Source organism: Methylomicrobium sp. Wu6 (genome assembly GCF_035916875.1).
GTDB lineage: Bacteria > Pseudomonadota > Gammaproteobacteria > Methylococcales > Methylomonadaceae > Methylomicrobium.
Genome location: NZ_JAXUHN010000060.1, coordinates 15,641 through 35,165, shown reverse-complemented (window position 1 = coordinate 35,165; position 19,525 = coordinate 15,641). Strand labels below are relative to the sequence as shown.

17 protein-coding genes and 1 pseudogene are annotated in these 19,525 nt (G+C 51.0%); 15 read left to right on the top strand and 3 right to left on the bottom strand.

The genetic code is table 11. The annotated features are described in order from the left end of the window. Positions 1–18: 18 nt before the first annotated feature. Positions 19–1,503 (top strand): alpha-amylase family glycosyl hydrolase, encoded by a 1,485-nt coding sequence (locus tag U2W12_RS06675; RefSeq protein ID WP_326499890.1) that lies wholly within the window; start codon positions 19–21, stop codon positions 1,501–1,503. Positions 1,504–1,775: 272 nt separating this feature from the next. Further along, a pseudogene (locus U2W12_RS06670) lies at positions 1,776–1,945 on the top strand (transposase); the annotation flags it as partial. A 394-nt stretch (positions 1,946–2,339) separates the two neighbouring features. Here the strand turns inward: U2W12_RS06670 and U2W12_RS06665 are convergent. Together U2W12_RS06665 and U2W12_RS06660 are read right to left on the bottom strand one after the other, a co-directional pair. Continuing rightward, positions 2,340–3,458 carry an AI-2E family transporter gene (locus tag U2W12_RS06665; RefSeq protein WP_326499889.1) on the bottom strand — a complete coding sequence of 373 codons (1,119 nt, stop codon included), beginning with the start codon at positions 3,456–3,458 and terminating at the stop codon, positions 2,340–2,342. Positions 3,459–3,607: 149 nt separating this feature from the next. Then, positions 3,608–3,799, bottom strand: a complete 192-nt coding sequence (locus tag U2W12_RS06660; RefSeq protein WP_326499888.1) for a hypothetical protein — start codon at positions 3,797–3,799, stop codon at positions 3,608–3,610. Between the two features lie 426 nt (positions 3,800–4,225). On the opposite strand from U2W12_RS06660, the gene U2W12_RS06655 reads away from it, so the two are divergent. The 6 genes from U2W12_RS06655 (at position 4,226) to U2W12_RS06630 (ending at position 10,314) form a co-directional block, all read left to right on the top strand. Further along, the gene (locus tag U2W12_RS06655; protein ID WP_326499887.1) at positions 4,226–4,987 is read left to right on the top strand and encodes a hypothetical protein; all 762 of its coding nucleotides are present in this window, start codon (positions 4,226–4,228) and stop codon (positions 4,985–4,987) included. Between the two features lie 69 nt (positions 4,988–5,056). Continuing rightward, positions 5,057–5,725, top strand: a complete 669-nt coding sequence (locus U2W12_RS06650) for a hypothetical protein (RefSeq protein WP_326499886.1) — start codon at positions 5,057–5,059, stop codon at positions 5,723–5,725. A gap of 1,166 nt (positions 5,726–6,891) precedes the next feature. Beyond that, a complete protein-coding gene (locus U2W12_RS06645) occupies positions 6,892–7,635 on the top strand; it encodes a DUF4410 domain-containing protein (protein ID WP_326499885.1) in 744 nt (247 codons plus the stop codon). 51 nt (positions 7,636–7,686) lie between these two features. Further along, positions 7,687–8,091, top strand: coding sequence for a hypothetical protein (locus U2W12_RS06640; RefSeq protein WP_326499884.1), 405 nt, complete (start codon positions 7,687–7,689; stop codon positions 8,089–8,091). 18 nt (positions 8,092–8,109) lie between these two features. Beyond that, positions 8,110–9,069, top strand: coding sequence for a transporter (locus tag U2W12_RS06635; RefSeq protein WP_326499904.1), 960 nt, complete (start codon positions 8,110–8,112; stop codon positions 9,067–9,069). A 384-nt stretch (positions 9,070–9,453) separates the two neighbouring features. Beyond that, complete coding sequence (locus U2W12_RS06630; RefSeq protein WP_326499883.1) at positions 9,454–10,314, top strand: DUF2092 domain-containing protein; 861 nt, start codon at positions 9,454–9,456, stop codon at positions 10,312–10,314. A gap of 74 nt (positions 10,315–10,388) precedes the next feature. Here U2W12_RS06630 and U2W12_RS06625 read toward each other — a convergent pair whose 3' ends face one another. Further along, on the bottom strand, positions 10,389–10,886 hold the full coding sequence (locus tag U2W12_RS06625; RefSeq protein WP_326499882.1) for a hypothetical protein: 498 nt from the start codon (positions 10,884–10,886) through the stop codon (positions 10,389–10,391). Positions 10,887–11,628: 742 nt separating this feature from the next. On the opposite strand from U2W12_RS06625, the gene U2W12_RS06620 reads away from it, so the two are divergent. The 7 genes from U2W12_RS06620 (at position 11,629) to U2W12_RS06590 (ending at position 19,417) form a co-directional block, all read left to right on the top strand. Then, positions 11,629–12,162 carry a hypothetical protein gene (locus U2W12_RS06620; RefSeq protein WP_326499881.1) on the top strand — a complete coding sequence of 178 codons (534 nt, stop codon included), beginning with the start codon at positions 11,629–11,631 and terminating at the stop codon, positions 12,160–12,162. A 224-nt stretch (positions 12,163–12,386) separates the two neighbouring features. Continuing rightward, entirely contained in the window at positions 12,387–13,472 is a 1,086-nt protein-coding gene (locus U2W12_RS06615) for a hypothetical protein (RefSeq protein ID WP_326499880.1), read from the top strand. 126 nt (positions 13,473–13,598) lie between these two features. Continuing rightward, positions 13,599–15,302 carry a mechanosensitive ion channel family protein gene (locus tag U2W12_RS06610; RefSeq protein WP_326499879.1) on the top strand — a complete coding sequence of 568 codons (1,704 nt, stop codon included), beginning with the start codon at positions 13,599–13,601 and terminating at the stop codon, positions 15,300–15,302. 270 nt (positions 15,303–15,572) lie between these two features. Then, positions 15,573–15,839: a sulfatase-like hydrolase/transferase gene (locus U2W12_RS06605; RefSeq protein ID WP_326499878.1), complete on the top strand. Its 267-nt coding sequence runs from the start codon at positions 15,573–15,575 to the stop codon at positions 15,837–15,839. Continuing rightward, a complete protein-coding gene (locus tag U2W12_RS06600) occupies positions 15,833–16,159 on the top strand; it encodes a hypothetical protein (protein WP_326499877.1) in 327 nt (108 codons plus the stop codon). Before U2W12_RS06605 ends, U2W12_RS06600 begins: the two co-directional genes overlap by 7 nt. A 164-nt stretch (positions 16,160–16,323) precedes the next feature. Further along, positions 16,324–17,898, top strand: a complete 1,575-nt coding sequence (locus U2W12_RS06595) for a mechanosensitive ion channel family protein (RefSeq protein ID WP_326499876.1) — start codon at positions 16,324–16,326, stop codon at positions 17,896–17,898. A 115-nt stretch (positions 17,899–18,013) separates the two neighbouring features. After that, positions 18,014–19,417, top strand: coding sequence for a hypothetical protein (locus U2W12_RS06590; RefSeq protein WP_326499875.1), 1,404 nt, complete (start codon positions 18,014–18,016; stop codon positions 19,415–19,417). The last annotated feature ends 108 nt before the right edge of the window (positions 19,418–19,525 follow it).

Sequence of the window (19,525 nt, the reverse complement as noted above, 5' to 3'; positions counted from 1 at the left end):
AGAAAAAAGGGGCAAACGATGAAACCTTGGCCGAAACATCCGCTGATTTATGAGATCAATACCTGGGTCTGGCTGGAAGAGCTTGGACAACAATCAAGTTGCCCGATAAGCCTCGCATCGTTGCCTGATGCGGAATGGGACCGGATCGCATCGCTTGGATTCGATGCGGTCTGGCTGATGGGGGTTTGGGAACGCAGTCCAGTGGGGATACGGATTTCGATGGCCAACGAAGGGCTGCGGGCGGATTTCCAGCGGGTTTTGCCTGATTTCAAAGAAACGGACAATGTCGGCTCCCCTTACTGCATTCGGCGCTATACCGTTGACGAGCATCTGGGCGGACCTGAAGCATTGGCTATCGCAAGAGCAAAAATGGCGGATCGAGGCATGCGCCTGATCCTCGATTTCGTGCCCAATCACGTCGCACCGGATCATCCGTGGATTACCCAACACCCCGAATACTTTATTCGGGGCGATGCCGAGGATCTGAGCAGAGAGCCCACCGCCTTCATCGAAAGCGGAGGAAACATCTTTGCCTGCGGCAAGGATCCGTACTTTCCTGCCTGGGCCGACGTGATCCAAGTGAATGGCTTTGACAAGGGCTTGCGTTCAGCCGTCGTCGAGACCCTGATCGATATCGCCGGACAGTGCGACGGGGTACGCTGCGACATGGCGATGCTGCTAATCCATTCTGTATTTGAGAAAACCTGGGGGCCCCGCGCAGGGCCCAGACCGGAAGTTGACTATTGGCGCCAGGCGATACCGGCTGTCAAAGAGAAAGCCACGGACTTTCTGTTCATTGCCGAAGCCTATTGGGATCTGGAATGGGAGCTACAACAGCAAGGCTTCGATTATTGTTACGACAAACGCCTGTACGATCGCCTGGAACACGATTCGGCGGAAAGCGTGCATCTGCATCTGCGTGCCGACCGCGTATACCAGGATAAACTGGTCCGTTTCATTGAAAATCATGACGAACCCTGGGCGGCAAATATTTTCAATTCCGAAAAGCATCGCGCAGTAGCGGTAACGGCGTTGACATTACCCGGTGCTCGACTCATTCACGAAGGCCAGATGGAAGGGAGGCGCGTTCGACTGCCTGTGTTTTTGGGTCGCCGTCCTGAGGAATCTACCGACACCGATTTGCTTGGGTTTTATCAACAACTTCTCGGTGCGTTGAAGCCCGGAGATTTTATGCGGGGTTTATGGCAGCTATGCGAGCGTGTCGGATGGCCCGACAACGCTAGCCATATCAATCTGGTTGCCTGGTCCTGGACTACAGAAAGTGCGCGCTGTCTAATCGTAGCGAACCTGTCCGAAACAAGAAGCCAGGGCCGGATTAAAATCCCTTGGGCTGGACTCAAGGACCACCTTTGGCGGCTGGAAGATGTGTTCATGTTAACCTTCTTCGAACGGGATGGAACCGAGTTGGAAAACGAAGGTTTATACATCGACCTGCCGGCATGGGGGTTTCATCTCCTTATCGCTTCACAGGGTAATAAATGATTGAATGGTCATTGAGAAAGTTGGCTGGTTTATATCAGAAACTGCTCATTCATAACGCGCTGTGGTTGCAGCAGCGGCGCATCAGCGCCGTTCGCCGCAACCGATTGTTAGCTAAATATTCGTCAACGTTGCAGGTGATGTCATTCATCCGAGAGTTAGTCCTCACTGTATTGAAATCAGCGGGGTTGTTTCCATGTGCCATTGAGAACACTTGCTTGGACCAGTAGATACGCAAGGCCATCCAGAAAGGCCCTTTAAACGCCGATTGACAGCCAAGCGAGATTATGAGGCGGATAAAATGGCGAACGCCGAGTTATCTGTTTGAGGAGTTTCCGTACTTGAAAAAAGCGTTACTGGGGCGGCACTTTTGCACCCAAAGGGCGTAAAGGCGCGTGGATATTTCTGTGCTACCGTCGGACAGATGACGGAAGAGATGATCTAGCCGTATTTGGAGCATCATTTTGAACCCAATCCGAACGATAACTTTAGATGGAACCCGATTAAGACGCGTCGTTTAGCCGATGCGTATCCGGACTTTCAGTCCGTAAATCAAACCCACCGGCTTAAGCCGGTGGTTGTTTAGTGATTGTCTGAAATTTGGGGGGCATTAGAGTGGGCGGCCGATTTGCGTTTGACCCTAGTCGTTGCGGGGCCGCCTTCAAGTCTGTGCCGTTTGCGCGAGTCGAGAAATATGCCGAGTACAGTCATGTGCGATGACTCGCCTACCAAAGAATCGGGTTGCATCAGCCAAACCGGTGGTCCCGTCAGACGAAACCATGCCGCAATGTTCGACTTCGGCAACAGGCCATTTAATCGGACTCCACTTGGAATAGGATTCAACCGGCTTTTTCTCCGCTATTCGCCTCTTCGTTTTCATGATACACCCAAGCCATAAACAGTTGGTAACCCAAGGCTAACAACACCGATCCCAGAAATAAACCGATAATTCCGCCGGTCGCCATGCCGCCTAAAGCGCCCAAGAGAATCACCGGCATGGGGGCATCTACGCCGCGGCCTAACACCAAGGGTTTAAGGATATTGTCCGCCGAACCGGCAACCATGGTATAAACAGCAAACATCACCGCTACCGGGGTAGAATCATTGGTGTAAAACACATAAATGATGGACGGCAGGGAAACCAGAGCGGCAGGGATTTGCATGATGCCTAACAACAAGACCAGCAAGGCCCAAATCCCGGCAGCAGGAATGCCCACCAAGATAAATCCGGCCCCCAGTAAAAGGGCTTGAACGCAGGCAATGCCGATGACCCCCTGCGCCACGGCACGGATGGTCGCCGTCGAAAGCGCCACCAAGGTTTCCCCTTTCTCGTCCCCGGCCATCCGCTTGGCGATGGCCTTGGCTGCCGCATGGCCAGATTCGCCGTAAGCCATCCATATACCGGCAAGCACCAAGGCAACCAAAAACATCAAAATGCTTGTACCCGCGCTTGCGGCGTAGCCCAGAAGCTGTTTGGTGACGATGGCGATTTTGGGTTCGTATTTTGCTACCACAGAGCCAAGGTCCGTGTGCGCGGCCGACCATAATGCATATAACTTCCCCCCCACCACCGGCCATCCGGCGACAGATTCATTGGGGATAGGCACTTGCAATGTACCGTTTTGGACTTGTTTCACCAAGCCAGTCGTCGAATCCGCGAAGGAAAAGACCAATAGCGTGGAGGGGATTAATACGCTCAACAGTATCGCCAGCACCAAGGTTGTTGCGGCCCGGCCATCCCGGCCACCCATCTTGCGGGCGATCATAGCATGAAGGGGATACATGGCCACGGCCAAGATCACCGACCATAATATCAAGCCGATAAACGGTTTGAATATTTGATAGCAACGAACCACCAAAAAGCCGATCAATCCGACACGGATGAATAAGTCGATCATTTTGTGTGAGATAAGCTTTTCTAGCGTCTTATCGGATAACGCATTCAGTTCATTATTCATCTCCGCTTCTCCCCTCTCTTAATCAGAACAACGTGATATGTAGTTTTCATGCTTTACTCCCTTAGTTGAATAGTGGTTCTCGTTCTTGCTTATTTATAGGTCACCGGTCTTTTAATGCGTTAATTCTCGCCTCGTATTCAATCTTTGTATCACGCGGCCGGGATCTTTTTCAAAACGATTTTGTACAGGCCGGTTAAACTGACATCCAGGTCGCCATCGTTACAGATTAAGGATTTAATCTCATGGGTGGTTTTGCAGCGATTGAAGCTTGGCTTGGCCTCGAATGCCTGGACACTGAAAAACGTGTAAGCGCCGATTATGACAACTGCTGATTTATGCATGGCGTCCGATCTTTTTTTCTAAAACGTAATAGATTCAGATAATGAACAATATGCGCTTTTGCTCGGTTATTTGCAAAAAAAGGCAGGTAAGCGGTTTCTGTTTCCGCCCTATATGGCATATGGTATTTTGCAATATCCGCTGCTGTATATTTGTTGCGAACAGCAGGCGTAGTTGATTGTTTTTTGGTTTTTCATCATTGACCTCGGAGCTAGAGATTACTCTCTTAGCCGAGTGTCCGCTAGATCGAGGCAAGATCATTGAACCGCGACCATTATTATCTGTATAATTGCTCTACTCACCCGGACTGGATTAACCCTGTGAGAGATCTTTCGCCAAGGCTACTGAGTTACCTGAATAGGGTGGGAAAAAGCATCTTCATGGCGACAGACAATAATTTCTTTTAGGGAAGTTGTGGGGGATAACAGATGTCTTCTTTACTCGTCGCATTCATCGTTCTTGTCTGCATGCTTGGCGGCTTGCTTCTAGGTTTTCGTTTCCGTAGCCGTTTACCGCTATTCCACCTAAAAGGCGACTCCAAAGATGTGATGATAACGGCGACCGGGATGTTGGCCACGCTGGTCGCTTTGATTATTGGCCTATTGTTGAGTTCGGCTAAAGATTCCTACGACGAGGCCAGTGCGGGCCTTACAGAAATGGGAGCTAAAGCCATTACGCTGGACTATGTCTTGTCCCTTTACGGGGCGGAAACGAAATCGGTCAGGGATAATATACGTATCGGGATCGCTTCCGGAATGGAGCGTATTTGGCATAGTCATAGCTTGCAACAGCTGGATTTGCTGATGTCGGACAAGTCGAATGGGATGGCGAACGTTTACCGCAATATTCACGAACTTTCTCCGCAGAACGATTCACAAAAAAATCTTAAAACCGAAGCGCTAGAGCTGAGTAAGGACCTATTGCAATCAAGATGGATGTTGGTCGAACAAACGCAAGAAAAACTGCCGGCGGCATTTCTTGTTGTTCTGATATTCTGGCTAACCGTACTTTTTGTCCATTTTGGTTTGATGGGCCCTCCAAACCGCACAACAGTATCAGCCTTAACGATCTGCGCCCTGTCGTTATCAAGCGCGATATTTTTTATCCTCGAATTAAATAATCCGCTCGAAGGACCCATTAAGGTGCCAAGCGCTCCTCTTGAGAAAGCCCTGGCAATCATCGGGAAGTAGTACTTCCTAAAGTTACCGAAAAGCAGCGGATTTTTAAATTCAACCTCATTAAATCTTGTTGATAGTCCGATGGCTCAAGAAAATAAAAATAGTGCGGAGCAAACTGCCGAAAACGGTTCGTTATCGGCCGAGGGGCAAACTGAAGGAACTCAGCCTGCTGGCGCAACTGAAAGAATAGCTGAAATCGAGAACGAACTTTCCCATGTTACAGCGGCCTTGCATGAAAAAGCCAAGAAGGTGGGTTCCGATGCCCTGGATTTGGCCAAGCGCCACAGCCGCATCGCCGAGCAGGGAGCGAGTCTGGCCGAAAGCATGGCTGGAGAAAGTTTGGGAGAAATCGTCGGCGCCGCGATAGGCACGATAGTGGGTCCTGAAGGAACAGTGATCGGCGCCGAAGTGGGCGGCATGGCCGGCGAGGTTTTCGGAGGCCGTCAAGGCGGCAAAATTGCAAAAAAACTTCTCCACCAAACCGACAGCGAACCTCCCTTAAAAGAAGACTTGCAAAAAGAAGGCAGCGCAAAGATAAGCGGTAAAGCCATGGAAAAAATAGGCGGTATGATCGGCGATGTTTTATTTGACGATACGGGCGCCGAAATCGGCGAGGCAGTAGGTGAAAAGATAGGTAAATTAGCCGGGACATTCGCTTATAATCATATCGAGAAATCGCATGAGAAGAATAATGAAGAGTCACTTTCCGATAACGGCTCACAAACCAATACCGACCCGCCGCAAGACTAAGGGAGCGGAAGTACCACCTGTATTCTGTAACCCATTAAGTGCTTCGCGAGAAGTTCGTTTGCAACCTGTGAATAGCAAATCAATGACTTAGAGAGCTCAAGAAATGCCAATGAACTTGTTGCTATTCACTTATTAAAGTGTTCATGAATGGGCGCTCATTTGCAATTTGCCGGACCATGCATCACACTTTAATTACTAATCCCGGAAAAATTCCGGCAATAAAATTCACTCTCATAAGCTAACCGCCAGATGCCGGACAAAACTGGCTATTTAGTGACTGTGAAATTTTGGCAAGATCAATTTGGCTATAGCTTTGTTTTACAAACATAAAAAACGAATTACTTTTAGCCCGGCATAACAGTAAACATTGCGTAGAACAGCGCAATATTGCAAACCAGCAAAATCAGGGTAAGGGTAATTTCATGTAATTGCATCATATTTCACCTCCAAGGATGGCGTAACTGTAAACTTTTTAAGTTGTCTATTAGCAAGCCTAAAAAATCTATGAATGCGTTAAACGTTGAAACTTGTAAACAGGTGATTCGCGAGAAGTTTTCTGGCAGCTGATTTCAAAGCCATGCATTGCGAATCAGCCAGATACCAGATGATGCATTAGGAATCCGGAAAGCGTTTTCAACTATTAACGGGTACGGTACATAGCCTAAAAAGCTGTTATTGCATTAATAATTGAGAAAGCATGATTTATGCCAGCTCTTTAAATCCTCGAATTCGGTTATTCTTCCTGTTGCACAAATAATTTGTGCCAAATTCAGCTTAATTCAGGTGCACCAAGCATGGGCGTTTTTGCAATCGACTTACCGTTCTGGTGCAAATACCAAGCCCGATAGAGTATGGAAAAAGCATGGAAAGAATGCGGAGATCAAAATCATGGGCATAATAAACTTTTGATCTTAACGAGCTAACAGGTTTTTTAAAACAATGATGCTGAGTCGTACTGGATTCGAACCAGTGACAACCGCATTAAAAGTACAATTCCGCTATCCCGGAATATTTTTCGCTATCAAATTCTGGATCATGGCCTAAAGTCCAATAGCGAAAACAGTTTGCATATGAATAAAATGGGTGTCCGTCATCTCGAGATCAACCAATTTGTCGTCTGAAAACGTCAACCCCTTCATATCAATACCAACACAGGATAATCCCTTATGCCCAATCCTAATAACAGTTTTTTCAATCCTTTGGCACTTAACTTATTCACAAAACCTGTAGCCGACAAGTCCGGGATCGGAAAAAATTTTTCGACTTTCGTCTCGTACCTCGGCATAGCACTGCTAATTACCGGTTGTGCATCAACCAGCGTAACGACAAGCCCTGAAATTGCGGCGAATGAACAGTTACCGCGACCAGGCCGCATCTTGGTCTATGACTTTGTACCGGCAACTTCCGGACAAGCCGGTTCCGATGCCTCGGAGCAAGCTGAAATTGGTAGAGAAATTGCCAGTGGTTTAGTCAACAGCATACGCGACATGGGGCTTTCGGTTGAGGAGGCTTCGCCGTCTACAAGGATGCAAATCAACGATATTGTGATTAAGGGCTATGTCGTTTCAGTTGACGAGGGGAATGTCGCTAAGCGTGCCGTCATTGGCTTTGGTTCCGGCGCATCGGAGCTGAAGGTGCAGGTTGAAGGCTATCAAGTGACCCCGCGAGGACTAAGAAAAATTGGGGGCGGCACTGGGGACGCGGGTGGCGGCAAAAGTCCCGGCGCTGCTCTAGGAGTCGCCGGCGCAATCGCCACCGCTAATCCTGCCGGGCTTATTATCAGTACAGGCATGAAAGTTTATGGAGAAGCGAGCGGCAGCAGCAAAGTCGAAGGCAGAACCAAGCAAATTGTCGAGGAAATCTCTGATAGACTGAGAACCCGATTTCAGGAGCAGGGTTGGATTCAGTAATCCGTTTAGCCAGTTAATTTACGCAGTATTTGATGCCAAAGGAGAAAACCAATGAAAACCACAGAAAAATTGAATACGCATGTTAATGATCCAGTTCGAACCCGGTCCAATATGAATATTCCTTTTCGGGCAGGATTAGCCGCATTGATGCTGCCTCTAATTTTAAGCGCTTGCGCGACCGAGGCCGAGTTTCTTGCACAAAATGCCCCGGCGGCGCAAAATACCGCACTCACTCGGGGGCGGTTCGAGCTGAATTGCCCTCAGGCCACGGCTACGGTGCTTTCGCAAAAAGTTACCTATATTAATGGAATTGCTGCCGGAGGCTACGAATGGACCGAATACACAATCGGCGTCAGGGGCTGCAACAAGCAAACGGTTTATATGGTGGCCTGTCGCGATCGGGATAATTGCAATGCCTTCTCTCAGACGGGTAATGTTTTTGAAGGTGGAAAATAAGAGTGTAAATTGCCGGTAATGGTGTTAACGAAACTGTGGCGTTCCTTTGCCGGATTCCAGCTATCTCGTTTTACCAGACGAGGTGTGGGGGCTGTCCTCGGAATGGCGTCAACGTCGGCGCTCGCGACGGATATCGATCCCCGCGCTTATTCCAATATTCCGGTGGGTCTCAATTTCCTCATCGCCGGTTACAGTTATACCAAAGGCAATGTAACTTTTGCCCCATCGGTGCCCATCGAAAACGGTAAGATGGAAATTCACAGCAGTGTTTTTGCTTATGTCCGTTCACTGGATTTCTGGGGAAAGTCAGGCAAGGTTGACATCATCATTCCGGAGGCCTGGATGTCGGGGCAAGCAGATTTCTTGGGACAGCCAAAGAGCCGTAAAATCTCCGGTTTTGCCGACCCGGCCTTTCGTTTGTATGTGAATCTTTTCGGCGCTCCGGCTCTGTCGATGAAAGAGTTCGCCAATTACAAGCAGGACACGATTATCGGCGCCAGCCTTGCGGTTTTTGCGCCGGGGGGACAATATGATTCGCAGAAACTCGTCAATATCGGCACCAATCGCTGGTCGGTCAAGCCCGAAATTGGCATTTCCAAGGCGTGGGGGCCATGGACTGCCGAGTTCGCTGCCGGGGTATTCGTATATACCGATAACAACCAGTTTGTGCCTGTTATCGCAAAGAATCTCCAACAGTCTCCGCTCTATAACTTCCAAGGGCATCTGATTTACAGTTTCGGTAAAGGGGTTTGGGGCGCTTTAGACGCCAATTATTACACCGGTGGGCGTACCACCCAGGACGGCAAAGTCGCTGATAATCTTCAACAGAATTGGCGCGTTGGGGGCACGCTTTCATTTGCGCTTAATCAGCAGAATTCCATTAAGCTCTTCGGCAATACTGTTGTTCATGCACGAACCGGCAGCTTTTTCGATACGATCGGAATTGCCTGGCAATATCGTTGGGGAGCAGGGCTTTAGAAAGCTGAAAAGTGACAGGCCAGCTCCAGATTTTTATATTGGTATTCAGCTTCAAAAAACAGCCATCCTGTCACGGACAGGCTGTCAGCCCGCATATTGGCCTAAAGTCCAATAGCGCGGCCTGCTTGCGCGGCAATAGAATGATTGCTTCCCGTCTCAAAGAATAACTGATTCATCTTCCCACAAACAATGAATAAGAAGACCCCAATGCTTCAATCAGTCGAATGTAAAGGGAGAGGGAGCTAGTTTTGCGGGTGGGCTCCGATGTCGCGGCAATTCTGGACTCGGAACTTAAACTTAATGGGAACAATTAAAAAAATCTCATTGCGGTGGTCCATTTGGCCGTTAATTTTATTTTGATACGCCTCAAGAGGAGAGATAACCATGAAAAAATATAATGGGAGCTTAAAACGCTCTATCCTGTGTGCAATCACACCGTTGATCATGGTGGGCTGCGCGCAGGAGCAAGCGGCAGTTCGGCCTCAGCCCTCAGCCGCCGTTGCCCCGGCGACGAAGCCAGTGGCCGCAACGGAGCGCGATGCAAAAAAAATATTGATGACCATGGCCGAATATCTTGCCAAGACTCCGCGATTCAGCGTGAATCTGAGGGGGAGTTACGAAGTGGTCCAGGCGTCGGGCCAGAAGATTGAATTCGGCGAGATCCGGAGGATCATCGTAAGCCGGCCTAACGGGTTGCGGGTCGAAGTGGAACATAGCGACGGCGAGAAACATCTCGTCCTGTACGACGGCAAGCAGATTACGACATTTACCCCGACGCAGAACGTTTATGCTCAGGTGTCGAAACCCGGCGGCATTGACGAGGCGGTCACTTATTTTCTGAAGGACCTGCATATGCGGCTACCGCTTGCCGCGCTCTTGCTCAGCCGATTTCCGGCCGAACTCGATAACCGGACGCAGTCGCTCGACTATGTAGAGACAACTGTTATTGACGGGACGCCGGCCCATCATTTGGCGGGACGTACCGAGACCGTGGATTATCAGGTCTGGATCCCGGCAGGCGCTCAGCCGTTACCGCTCCTTGTGGTATTGACCTACAAGAACGCGGAGGGACAGCCATCGTTCAGAGCAAAATTTTCCGATTGGAACCTCGCGCCCCAAATTCCGGATAACCAGTTTGTATTCACTCCGCCCGAAGGGGCACGGAAGATTGCCTTCCTCGCAGAGTTGCCCGAACTCGCGGTTCAGGGAACGGCAAAACCACTACCAGCAGGAGAAAAGAAATGAAGACCAAACCTTACTTGATCGTTACGACGATTACGGCCACAATCGTTTTACTTCTAGGATCCATGGATGAGTCACTAGCCCGCGGTCGTGGAGGCGGCGGTGGAGGTGGTGGCTTCTCCGGTGGGGGCGGCGGTGGTGGTGGCTTCTCCGGTGGAGGAGGTGGGAGGGGAGGCTTCTCCGGTGGCGGTGCGGGCGAAGGAGGCGGTGGCTATTCCCGCTATGGCGCTGCATCTAGCGGCAGCTTCTCGTCCGGCGCGGGACAATACGGCGCGAGAGGCGCCGGAAGTTCGGCTGCTTCTGCGTCGAGAGCCTCTGGACGGTCGCAAACCGCTCAGACCGCCTCCACGAACCGTGCAACGACCCAGCAAGGCCGGCAATCGGCTGCAACAGCGAATCAGGGTCAACGGCAACAATACTCGAATCAAAACGTCGAGGCGCGCCAAGAAGGAAGCACTGCGCGGACTGAATCCCGTCAAGAAGGATACACGGATAGAACACAAGCCAGGCAGCAAACCGCGCAGCAATACCATCAAGGAGGGTACTACCCCCCACCAGGAGCGTATGCGGAACATTATGATGACAACAACTGGGACGATGGCGAAGTTGCCGCCGTGGCGATCGGTGCAGCCGCGATCGGTGCAATTGGCGGATATACGGCGGGTCAGTCCTCCACAACGACAACAACCACGACAGCCCCATCCACGGTTGTTTATACCGCTCCGCCATCCGGTTCCGGCGGTCTGCCATGCACACCGAATACCGCTGTTGTCAATGGCGTGACCTATTATCAATGCGGCTCAAGCTGGTATACTCAGGCATACGGCAGTACAGGCGTCGTTTATACCCCTGTACCTCCGCCTGCGGGATACTAGACGAAAACCGGTGTCGGCTTGCACTCTTGATACTGACGGCTATCGGGGATTTCCCCGCAGCCGGCAGTGTCGAGGTTAATGCGATTAAATTCAGCCGTTCGTGGTGAGTCCTTCTGCTTTTCTCAGGAGAGCCTTATCGAGCCATAATCGGCTTAAGTTGCAGTGGGCAAGTTTTTAATTAACTTATCGGCGCATCCGCTTTTATCAAGCGACTAAATGTATCCCCAATGTGAGGGAATTGGCGGCCGTAATACAGAGCGAATCCTGTCTGTTCCTGTATGGGGGGCGATAGAGGACAAGAGCAAGTCTATTGAGATAATGTTAAATTATATGCATTTGATCAAACCCTAGGGGAGGGCTAGCGGTCATTTCGACATCGTGGGCATTACCGGCCCATTTTCAACATAATACGAATTTTCAACAAACAGGATAGGAATAATTTATGAAATACAAAATGTTAGTCTTAGCGTCCGCTATTGCAGCCGTCAGCCTGCCAGCGTTGCATAACGCGGCGCAAGCGGAAACACCCCCACCCGTTGCCGCGCCGGCAGAAGCTCTTCCGCCGGAAGTTACCGGGCCAGATAAAGAGCTCGACCTGTTTCGCTCCAGTTTGCGCATGGAAAAATGGAAATTCGTTAGGGAGGCGATGGGTCTTAACGGGGATGAGGAAAAGAAATTTTTGTCTCAGTACAATAAGTATGAAGCCGACTTAAAGAAGTTGAATGACAAGCGTGTGGCAATAATCAAGGATTATGCGGCTAGTTTCGAAAACATGAATGACAAGAAGGCGGACGAACTCGTCAAACGTTCGTTTGAATTTCGCAAGCAGCGGAATGCGCTCCTAGAGAAGTACTATGGCAAAGTAGCAAAAGCGACCTCGAAGGTTATTGGGGCGCGCTTTTTACAAGTCGAGAGTGTTTTGCAAGGAGCGGGTGACGTAGCTATTGGTTCCGACATACCCTTGATGTCGAAATAGCCATAAGGATTGGGTTAATAACAACCTCCCGGAATTAGAATCATGGGATGTCTCAACGATAAGAGGAGTATCGCTCGCGAGACGCACTCGCATGTTGCTTATTCTGTCTCAGTTCATCCTCCTATATATGTTATTTTTCCGGGAAGTTATATTTGACACCTCCTCCTAAGCATCTGAGCCTGACGCGAACACCAGCGAGTTTCAGGGAGCGATCTTAATAAAAAATGAAAGCCGTTATCAAGCGACTCCAGTTCTTCACTGCGACATTAGTGCTGACAGCTTGCAACTCATTCGGCCCGGATAGTCTGCGAGGCACGCACCCCCTTTATAACGATGCGATCGTTGGCAGTATGAACGAACAACTCGTATTGAACATTGTGCGTTTGCACTATCGGGACCCAATGTTTTTTCTGGATGTTGCAAGCGTGACGGCATCAATGAAGCTGGATATGAGCGCCGGCCTGGACCAGTCCGAGGTCGGCCTGAACGGCGGCAGCGACCTCATAAAATACAGTTTAGGAGCCGCCTATTCGACTTCACCGACTATTTCCTACGCGCCTCTACAAGGCGAGGGATTCGTCAAGAGCGTACTCAGCCCCATTCCAATCCAAGCCGTGTTCTCTTTGTCAGGATCGGGCTGGAATGCTCGTCGCGTGTTCGGCCTCTGCGTCGAGCGTATCAATGGGCTGGAGAATGCGCCGAGCGCCTCGGGGCCAACACCTCGCCTAGCGCCGAACCAAAATTGGCAATTCAACCGGCTTTTGGAACTTGTCGAAGAGGTGTCGGGAAAACAGGTCATCAGCCCCCGGGTCGATCCGGAAACCAAAGAAATGCAACTGGAAATCAAGAACTCCGAGGAATTCGCCGACCGGATCCACGAAATCAAAGATCTGCTCGGACTTGATCAAAATCTTGAAATCTATCACATCAATAGCGATTTTATTAAATCACGGTCCGATACGCTGTCTATTCGAACGCGATCGCTCACCAGTATTTTTTTCTATCTGTCGCATCATGTACATACGCCGCAATCCCACAAAACAGCGGGACTCGTGACGGTCACGCGCAATCGGGACGGTTCCGAATTCGATTGGGGGACGACTCCGGCCGGAAGCCTGTTCGAAATCCGCCAAAGCGAAGACCAGCCGGATTTGGCTTTTCTCGCGATACCCTACCGCGGTCATTGGTTCTATCTGGCGGACAATGATCTGGAGTCCAAATCGACCTTCATGCTTTTGATGCAGTTGTTCCGTCTGCAGGCCGGTACCGCGAAATCGCAAGGACCCACGCTGACCATACCTGTACAATGACCTAACGGCATTCTTTCAACTGATTACCTGTGCAATATCATGACCAAGACCCATTCAATATCTTTCATTGCTAAACGGTGTCTGCTCAGGAGTTTTCTTTGGTTATGGGTACTTTCGCTTTGGGTCATGCCCGCAGTCGCTGCCGAGGAGAGCCCGCTTAAACCGATCAATACCTCTAGTCCCAGGACCACGCTGTTGGGTTTCATCGAATTCATGAACAAGGGCTATGGGATGGGGGGCGGGCTCATACAGTCCTATTTGGACTCCTCAAGGCTTTACCTGACGCCGGAGGAGATGGTCACCATGCGAGGCTCCTTTCACTATCAGGAAGCAGCCCAACGCGTACTGGATTTAAGCGAGGTTCCTCCGGCCATGGTTAACGAATCCGCCCGACGGCTCGCGATCCAGTTGAAAGAAGTGCTCGACCGCATCGACTTGCCGCCCGTCAACTCGATTCCAGACGCCGAGGAGATGGCGAAGTCCGAGTTTAAGCGCTGGACTTTGCCGAATTCCGAAATCCGGCTCCGGCGGGTCGAAACGGGGCCTCGGGCAGGAGAATACCTGTTCTCTGCGGAAACGGTGAAACGCCTGCCGGAATTCTATGACAAGGTCAAAGACCTTCCCTATAAGCCGGATGCTTCCATTGGCTGGAACGATTTCTCCTCGTATAGTCCGGTCGGGGTGGCGATTGCATTATATCGAATCGTTCCGTCACGGTGGCTGATCGATGCACCCCGGTATCGGGTTCGGACCACGTTTCTCGGCCAACCCTTGTGGCGTTGGGGCGGGATCGTTGCGGTCCTAGGCAGCGGTTTCGCTGTCGTCTTTTTATGTTTCCGACTTAGCCGCTACGGAGCCCGTCGAATGATATCCGCCCAACAATGGCTGACTTTGCTGCGTCCGATCAGCGTGGTGGCCGTGACGCCGGTGGTGGCATTTATTCTTGCCGAAATTTTACGAGTTTCGGGAATCGTCTACCAGGTATTGATTTTGTCGCTATGGACGCTGTTCTATCTTGCCTTCACCTGGGCGGTCTGGGTGGCGGGTGGCGCGGTTGCCGAGAGCCTGAGCAATATGGAAAAGCTTCAGGTCGGCAGCATCGATAGCCAGTTGATTCGCTTGGTTATGCGACTTTTGACGGTCGTCGTGGCGATTTGTATTCTGGTGGCGGGGGCCGATAGGGTAGGTCTGCCCGCCTACTCGGTGCTGGCCGGCCTTGGAGTCGGCGGTCTGGCGGTCGCTTTGGCGGCGCAACAAACCCTCGCGAATCTGCTCGGATCTCTGATCATCATGTTCGAGAAGCCGTTCGCGGTAGGCGACAGTATCAAATTGAAGGACCTTGAAGGCACTGTGGAGAGTGTGGGCTTTCGCAGCACCCGGATCCGCACCTTGCATAATTCGCTCGTGACCATTCCCAGCAGCCAACTGGTGAACAGCACCGTAGACAACCTAGAGCGGCGTGAATACCGGCAGATCAAGGCTGTTCTTAGTCTGACCTATGATACGACTTCCGGAAAAATCGAGGTATTTGTCGAAGGTATCAGACATCTCCTCGAGGCCTATCCAAGCACCCGCAAGGGTAACATTGAGGTGGTGCTTCACAATCTCGGACAGTATAGCCTCGATGTTCTGTTAAATTTCTTTGTGAAAGTGCCTGATCGAGAAGCCGAGTTGGTCGAGCGACAACGGATTCTCCTGGATATCCTGCGTCTGGCCGAGACGACTGGAGTGCAATTTGCCTTTCCTACACAGACTTTGCATATCGAGAGTTTTCCGGAACAAAAGGCGGCTATAACCGCCCTGTCTGACGCATTTCCGAAAAATAATTGATTAGGCGCGCATCCTTCGATATACGTGTTCGTTCTGTATCCGTCATAGATCAGACGCTCCGCTGCTTGGGAAAGTTTGGCTTTGGCCCGCTTCCAATCAATCAAGGTGCCTGCTTCCGCAAACATTGTCATTCCCAGCCGGAACCGGCTTTTCGTTGAAGTTGGCCCAAAGTCCAATAGCGAAAAGCCTTACCCAAGGAATAGGATAGTCAAGCCACGCCTTGGTCAGGCAAATTCGTCCTCGGACAAACAAGCAATGGGAAAATACAGAATGATTTCAATATACCGCAGGCAATACTGCTGTCATATGACGGCGATAGCGCTCGCTGCCTGCATACCGTTTCTAGCCGCGCATGCGGAGGACAAGAAACCCAATATCGTGATCATCTGGGGCGACGACATTGGCCAGTGCAATGTCAGCGCCTACTCAAAGGGGGTGACGGGTTACCGGACGCCCAACATCGACCGTGTCGCCAACGAAGGCGTCATTTTTACCGACTACTACGCGGAGCAGAGCTGTACGGAAAGCCGGTGCTGATGCGCCTGCCGGAGATCGACTTTATCGATGACAAGGACGGCAAGCCGGAGGGTATTCAAAAATTTATCGGCCGCAAGTCGATTGCCGCATTCGGTAACTCCGACGGCGATCTGCAAATGCTGCAATGGACGGCGGCGAATAAAAAACCTCATTTCGAGTTGCTCGTTCACCATACCGACGAAGAGCGCGAGACCGCATATGATCGTCAATCGTCGATTGGGCGGCTTGACAAAGCGTTAGATGAAGCTCAGCTAAAAGGCTGGACCGTGGTCGATATGAAAAAAGACTGGAAGCGGGTTTTTCCGATCGGGAAACCTTGAAGGGGTGCCATTTCTCATCGTTTAAGTCAGTTCTTCAGCAGTAATAATCCATGAGGGAAACAGCGATCAGAAAATGGATAGAATCGTTTTTCTGCGGAGAAGCTCGAAAACCGGAAGTGTCGGCGAAGCGACAAACAATGAACTGTTTAAAGACTGGAGGAAGAATGAAAGTCCGTTTACTGCTGTGGCTCGGTTTCGTTTGGTTAGTTTTGGGAAACATGACTGTCGCGGGCGAAACAAAGACTGTTGCTTCAGCCCCGGCGGCGGTCGAACTGGACGGAGAGACGCTGTTTCAGGTGCGCGGATTTAAAAACATTCCGGCACAATTTCGGGCCGACAAAATTGCAGAACGCATCAAGCGTTTGGCCGAGGACCCTTACCTGAGTACCGACAGCATCAAGCTGGTCAGCGACGAACTTTCCACGGATGTGATGGCGGGAGACACGATTGTCGTGATGGTGCTGGAATACGATGCCGTTACGGAGGGGGTTTCCCGGCAGGAGCGTGCAGCCCATCTGGCGGATATAATCCGTACCGCCATCGTCAAGTACCGGGAGGCTCACAGTATACGTAGCCTGATACACGGTGTGCTGTTCGCATTGATTGCGACCGCTCTGTTGGCTGCCTTTATTTATGCGCTTTTCTGGCTTTTTCATAGGATTGAGCTTGCACTTGACTCGGGGGTTCACCGCAAGCTAGCGGCCACGCACATCCGTATATTCGAGTTCATCATTGGTGGAGTGCTTGCCGGCGCGGTGAGGTTATTGCGGTTCCTGTTTTTGGTCGCGATCCTCTATGTGTATTTCAGCATTATCCTCAGTTTCTTTCCTTGGACGCGAACTTTCGCTGAACAACTGTTCAGTTACATCGCTTATCCTATCAAGCAAATCGGCAAGGATATCTGGATCGGCCTGCCTAATTTGATTTTCTTGCTCATTCTGATTATCGTCGTCCGCTGGTTGCTAGGCATATTGCGGTTCTTTTTAAAGGCGGTGGAAAAAGGAGATATAGAATTTGCAGGATTCTATGCCGAATGGGCTGCGCCAACCTATAAGATTTGCCGTTTTCTGATCGTTATTTTTGCTATTGCAGTCGCATATCCCTATATCCCCGGCTCCAAATCACGTGCTTTCGAGGGCATTTCAATTTTCCTTGGCGTGCTGTTTTCATTGGGATCGACCTCTCTGATCGCAAATATGGTTGCAGGCGTCGTGCTGACCTATATGCGCGGTTTTCGGGTCGGCGATGTCGTCAGGATCGGCGATACGACGGGCAAGGTTACGGCGGTAGCGCTGCTGGTGACGCGCTTGCGCACAATTAAGAATGTGGAAATAACGATTCCGAATTCGTTGCTGATGACCAGCCAGGTAATCAATTACAGTTTTGCGGCCGGAGAAGGGCGATTGATTCTCCCGGTCAGCATCACCATCGGCTACGATGCGCCTTGGCGGCAAGTGCATGGGCTATTGCTTCTGGCCGCCGAACGGACCGGCCAGGTGCTGTGCGAACCGGCGCCATTCGTGCTGCAAAGTGCGCTGGACGACTTTTACGTCAAGTATGAACTGAATGTTTACGCCGACTCTTCGGACGATATGCCGCGCATTTATTCGGACCTGCATCAGAATATCCAGGATGCCTTCAACGAATACGGCGTGCAGATTATGTCGCCCCATTACGTGGCCGATCCGGATGCGGCGAAAGTCGTTCCACGGGAGCGTTGGAGTCAGCCGCCGGCGTGAAGTCTAGTTTCCGGGAACCTCATCTTCGCCGACTATATGTAATTGGATTGCCAAACAATCGGCAATTCAATTACGCTGTCGTTAATCAGAAATATTCTAAGGAGTCTATATCTTCATGCGCGCGGAGCTTCAGCCTTCCTGTTCCGGTATCCATGGAAGAGTACCGAAAGTCATTCTGCTACTCGCCTTGGCCTTGGGGGTGAGCGGTTGCAACTTGCTCAAAACTACCCTGGAGTTACCTGAAAAAGGTATCCGCTCCCTATTTTCGCTCAACCAGGACGCTGGGCTTGATCCCGTCGAACTGCAATCTCAGCTGCTCCGCTTTGCCGACAATTCTATCGAATCCCTCAATCTCGCCATCGGCAAGTTGCAGCGTGAAGAGGATAAGGCCACCCGAAGGCGCACCCTTCTGAGCCGCCGCATCACCACAACCAATGATATATTGGCCATCGTTACCGGGGCCAATATCAATGCCAACCTCCTCGATATGATCATTCTTGCCAGCTTGAATCGGATGAATGTCGAGGATTATTGGATACCCAAAATCTACGGCGAGTCAGCTAAACCCTATCTGCTCGTCTCTCAAGACGTAGAGAAGCAGATATTACGGATCGCAGCGACGGCGCTAAAAAAAGAACAGATCTCGGAACTGCGCGCGGCCGTCAAAACTTGGCACGAGCAACACCCGAATGTGCGTTCGCCCAGCGATGTCGGAGCGCTTGGCTTCGCGTCCGAAGTGGAGCAGCTCAACCGCAGTTCCCGCCCGGGGATAACCAGCAGTGTATTTAATCTGCTCGCCATCGATCCATTGGCGGGACTCGACCCTGCCACTCGTGAACTGGCCGATACTCGTCTGTTCGCCGAACGCGGCTTGTTCCTGGCCCGGCATATGCCGACCCTGGTCCGCTGGGAAACCGAATTGCTGATCCTTCAGACGGCGGAAATGCCACAAATGGAAAAGCTGCTGGCCAACGCGACCCAATTGTCCGAATCGGCAGAGCGGCTTGGCCAGACGGCGGAGCGGCTGCCCGAATTCATCCGCTCCGAGCGCCAACAGGTCGTCCAAGCTCTGGACACACACCAGCCGGGGCTTACCCGGCTTGCCGCGCAGACCGAGAAAGCGCTAGAGGCAGGCAAACAAATGTCCGATTCGTCCACAGCTGCTCTAAAGTCTTTTCAAGACGTGGTGCGACAACTCCAGGCCAGCCCATCGAACCCGAACGCGGAGCCTTTCCGGATCAACGACTACACCGCCGCCGCAGCGCAAATCAATGCTACCGCGCAAGACATGATGAAATTGCTGCAAGCTTTCGACCAGACTCTGGCTTCCGGTAAGATTGACGGACTGTCAACCCGATTGGGCGCGGTGGTCACGCAAGCCCAGGCCGGCGGCAAGGAATGGGTAGACTATACGTTCAGGAAAACCTTGTTTCTCGGATTGATACTGATTGGATCCGCTTGCGTGATGATACTGGCCACAGCTGTGGCTTTCTGGCGATTGAAAAAGAAATTTGCCTAAGCCAACCCGAAGGTGGTTTCGGGTTAGGTTTCTTGCGAATACTCGCAAAGCGTGAAAACGAGAAATATAACAAAGCAAAATATATTTATAATTCATATAAACCATAAG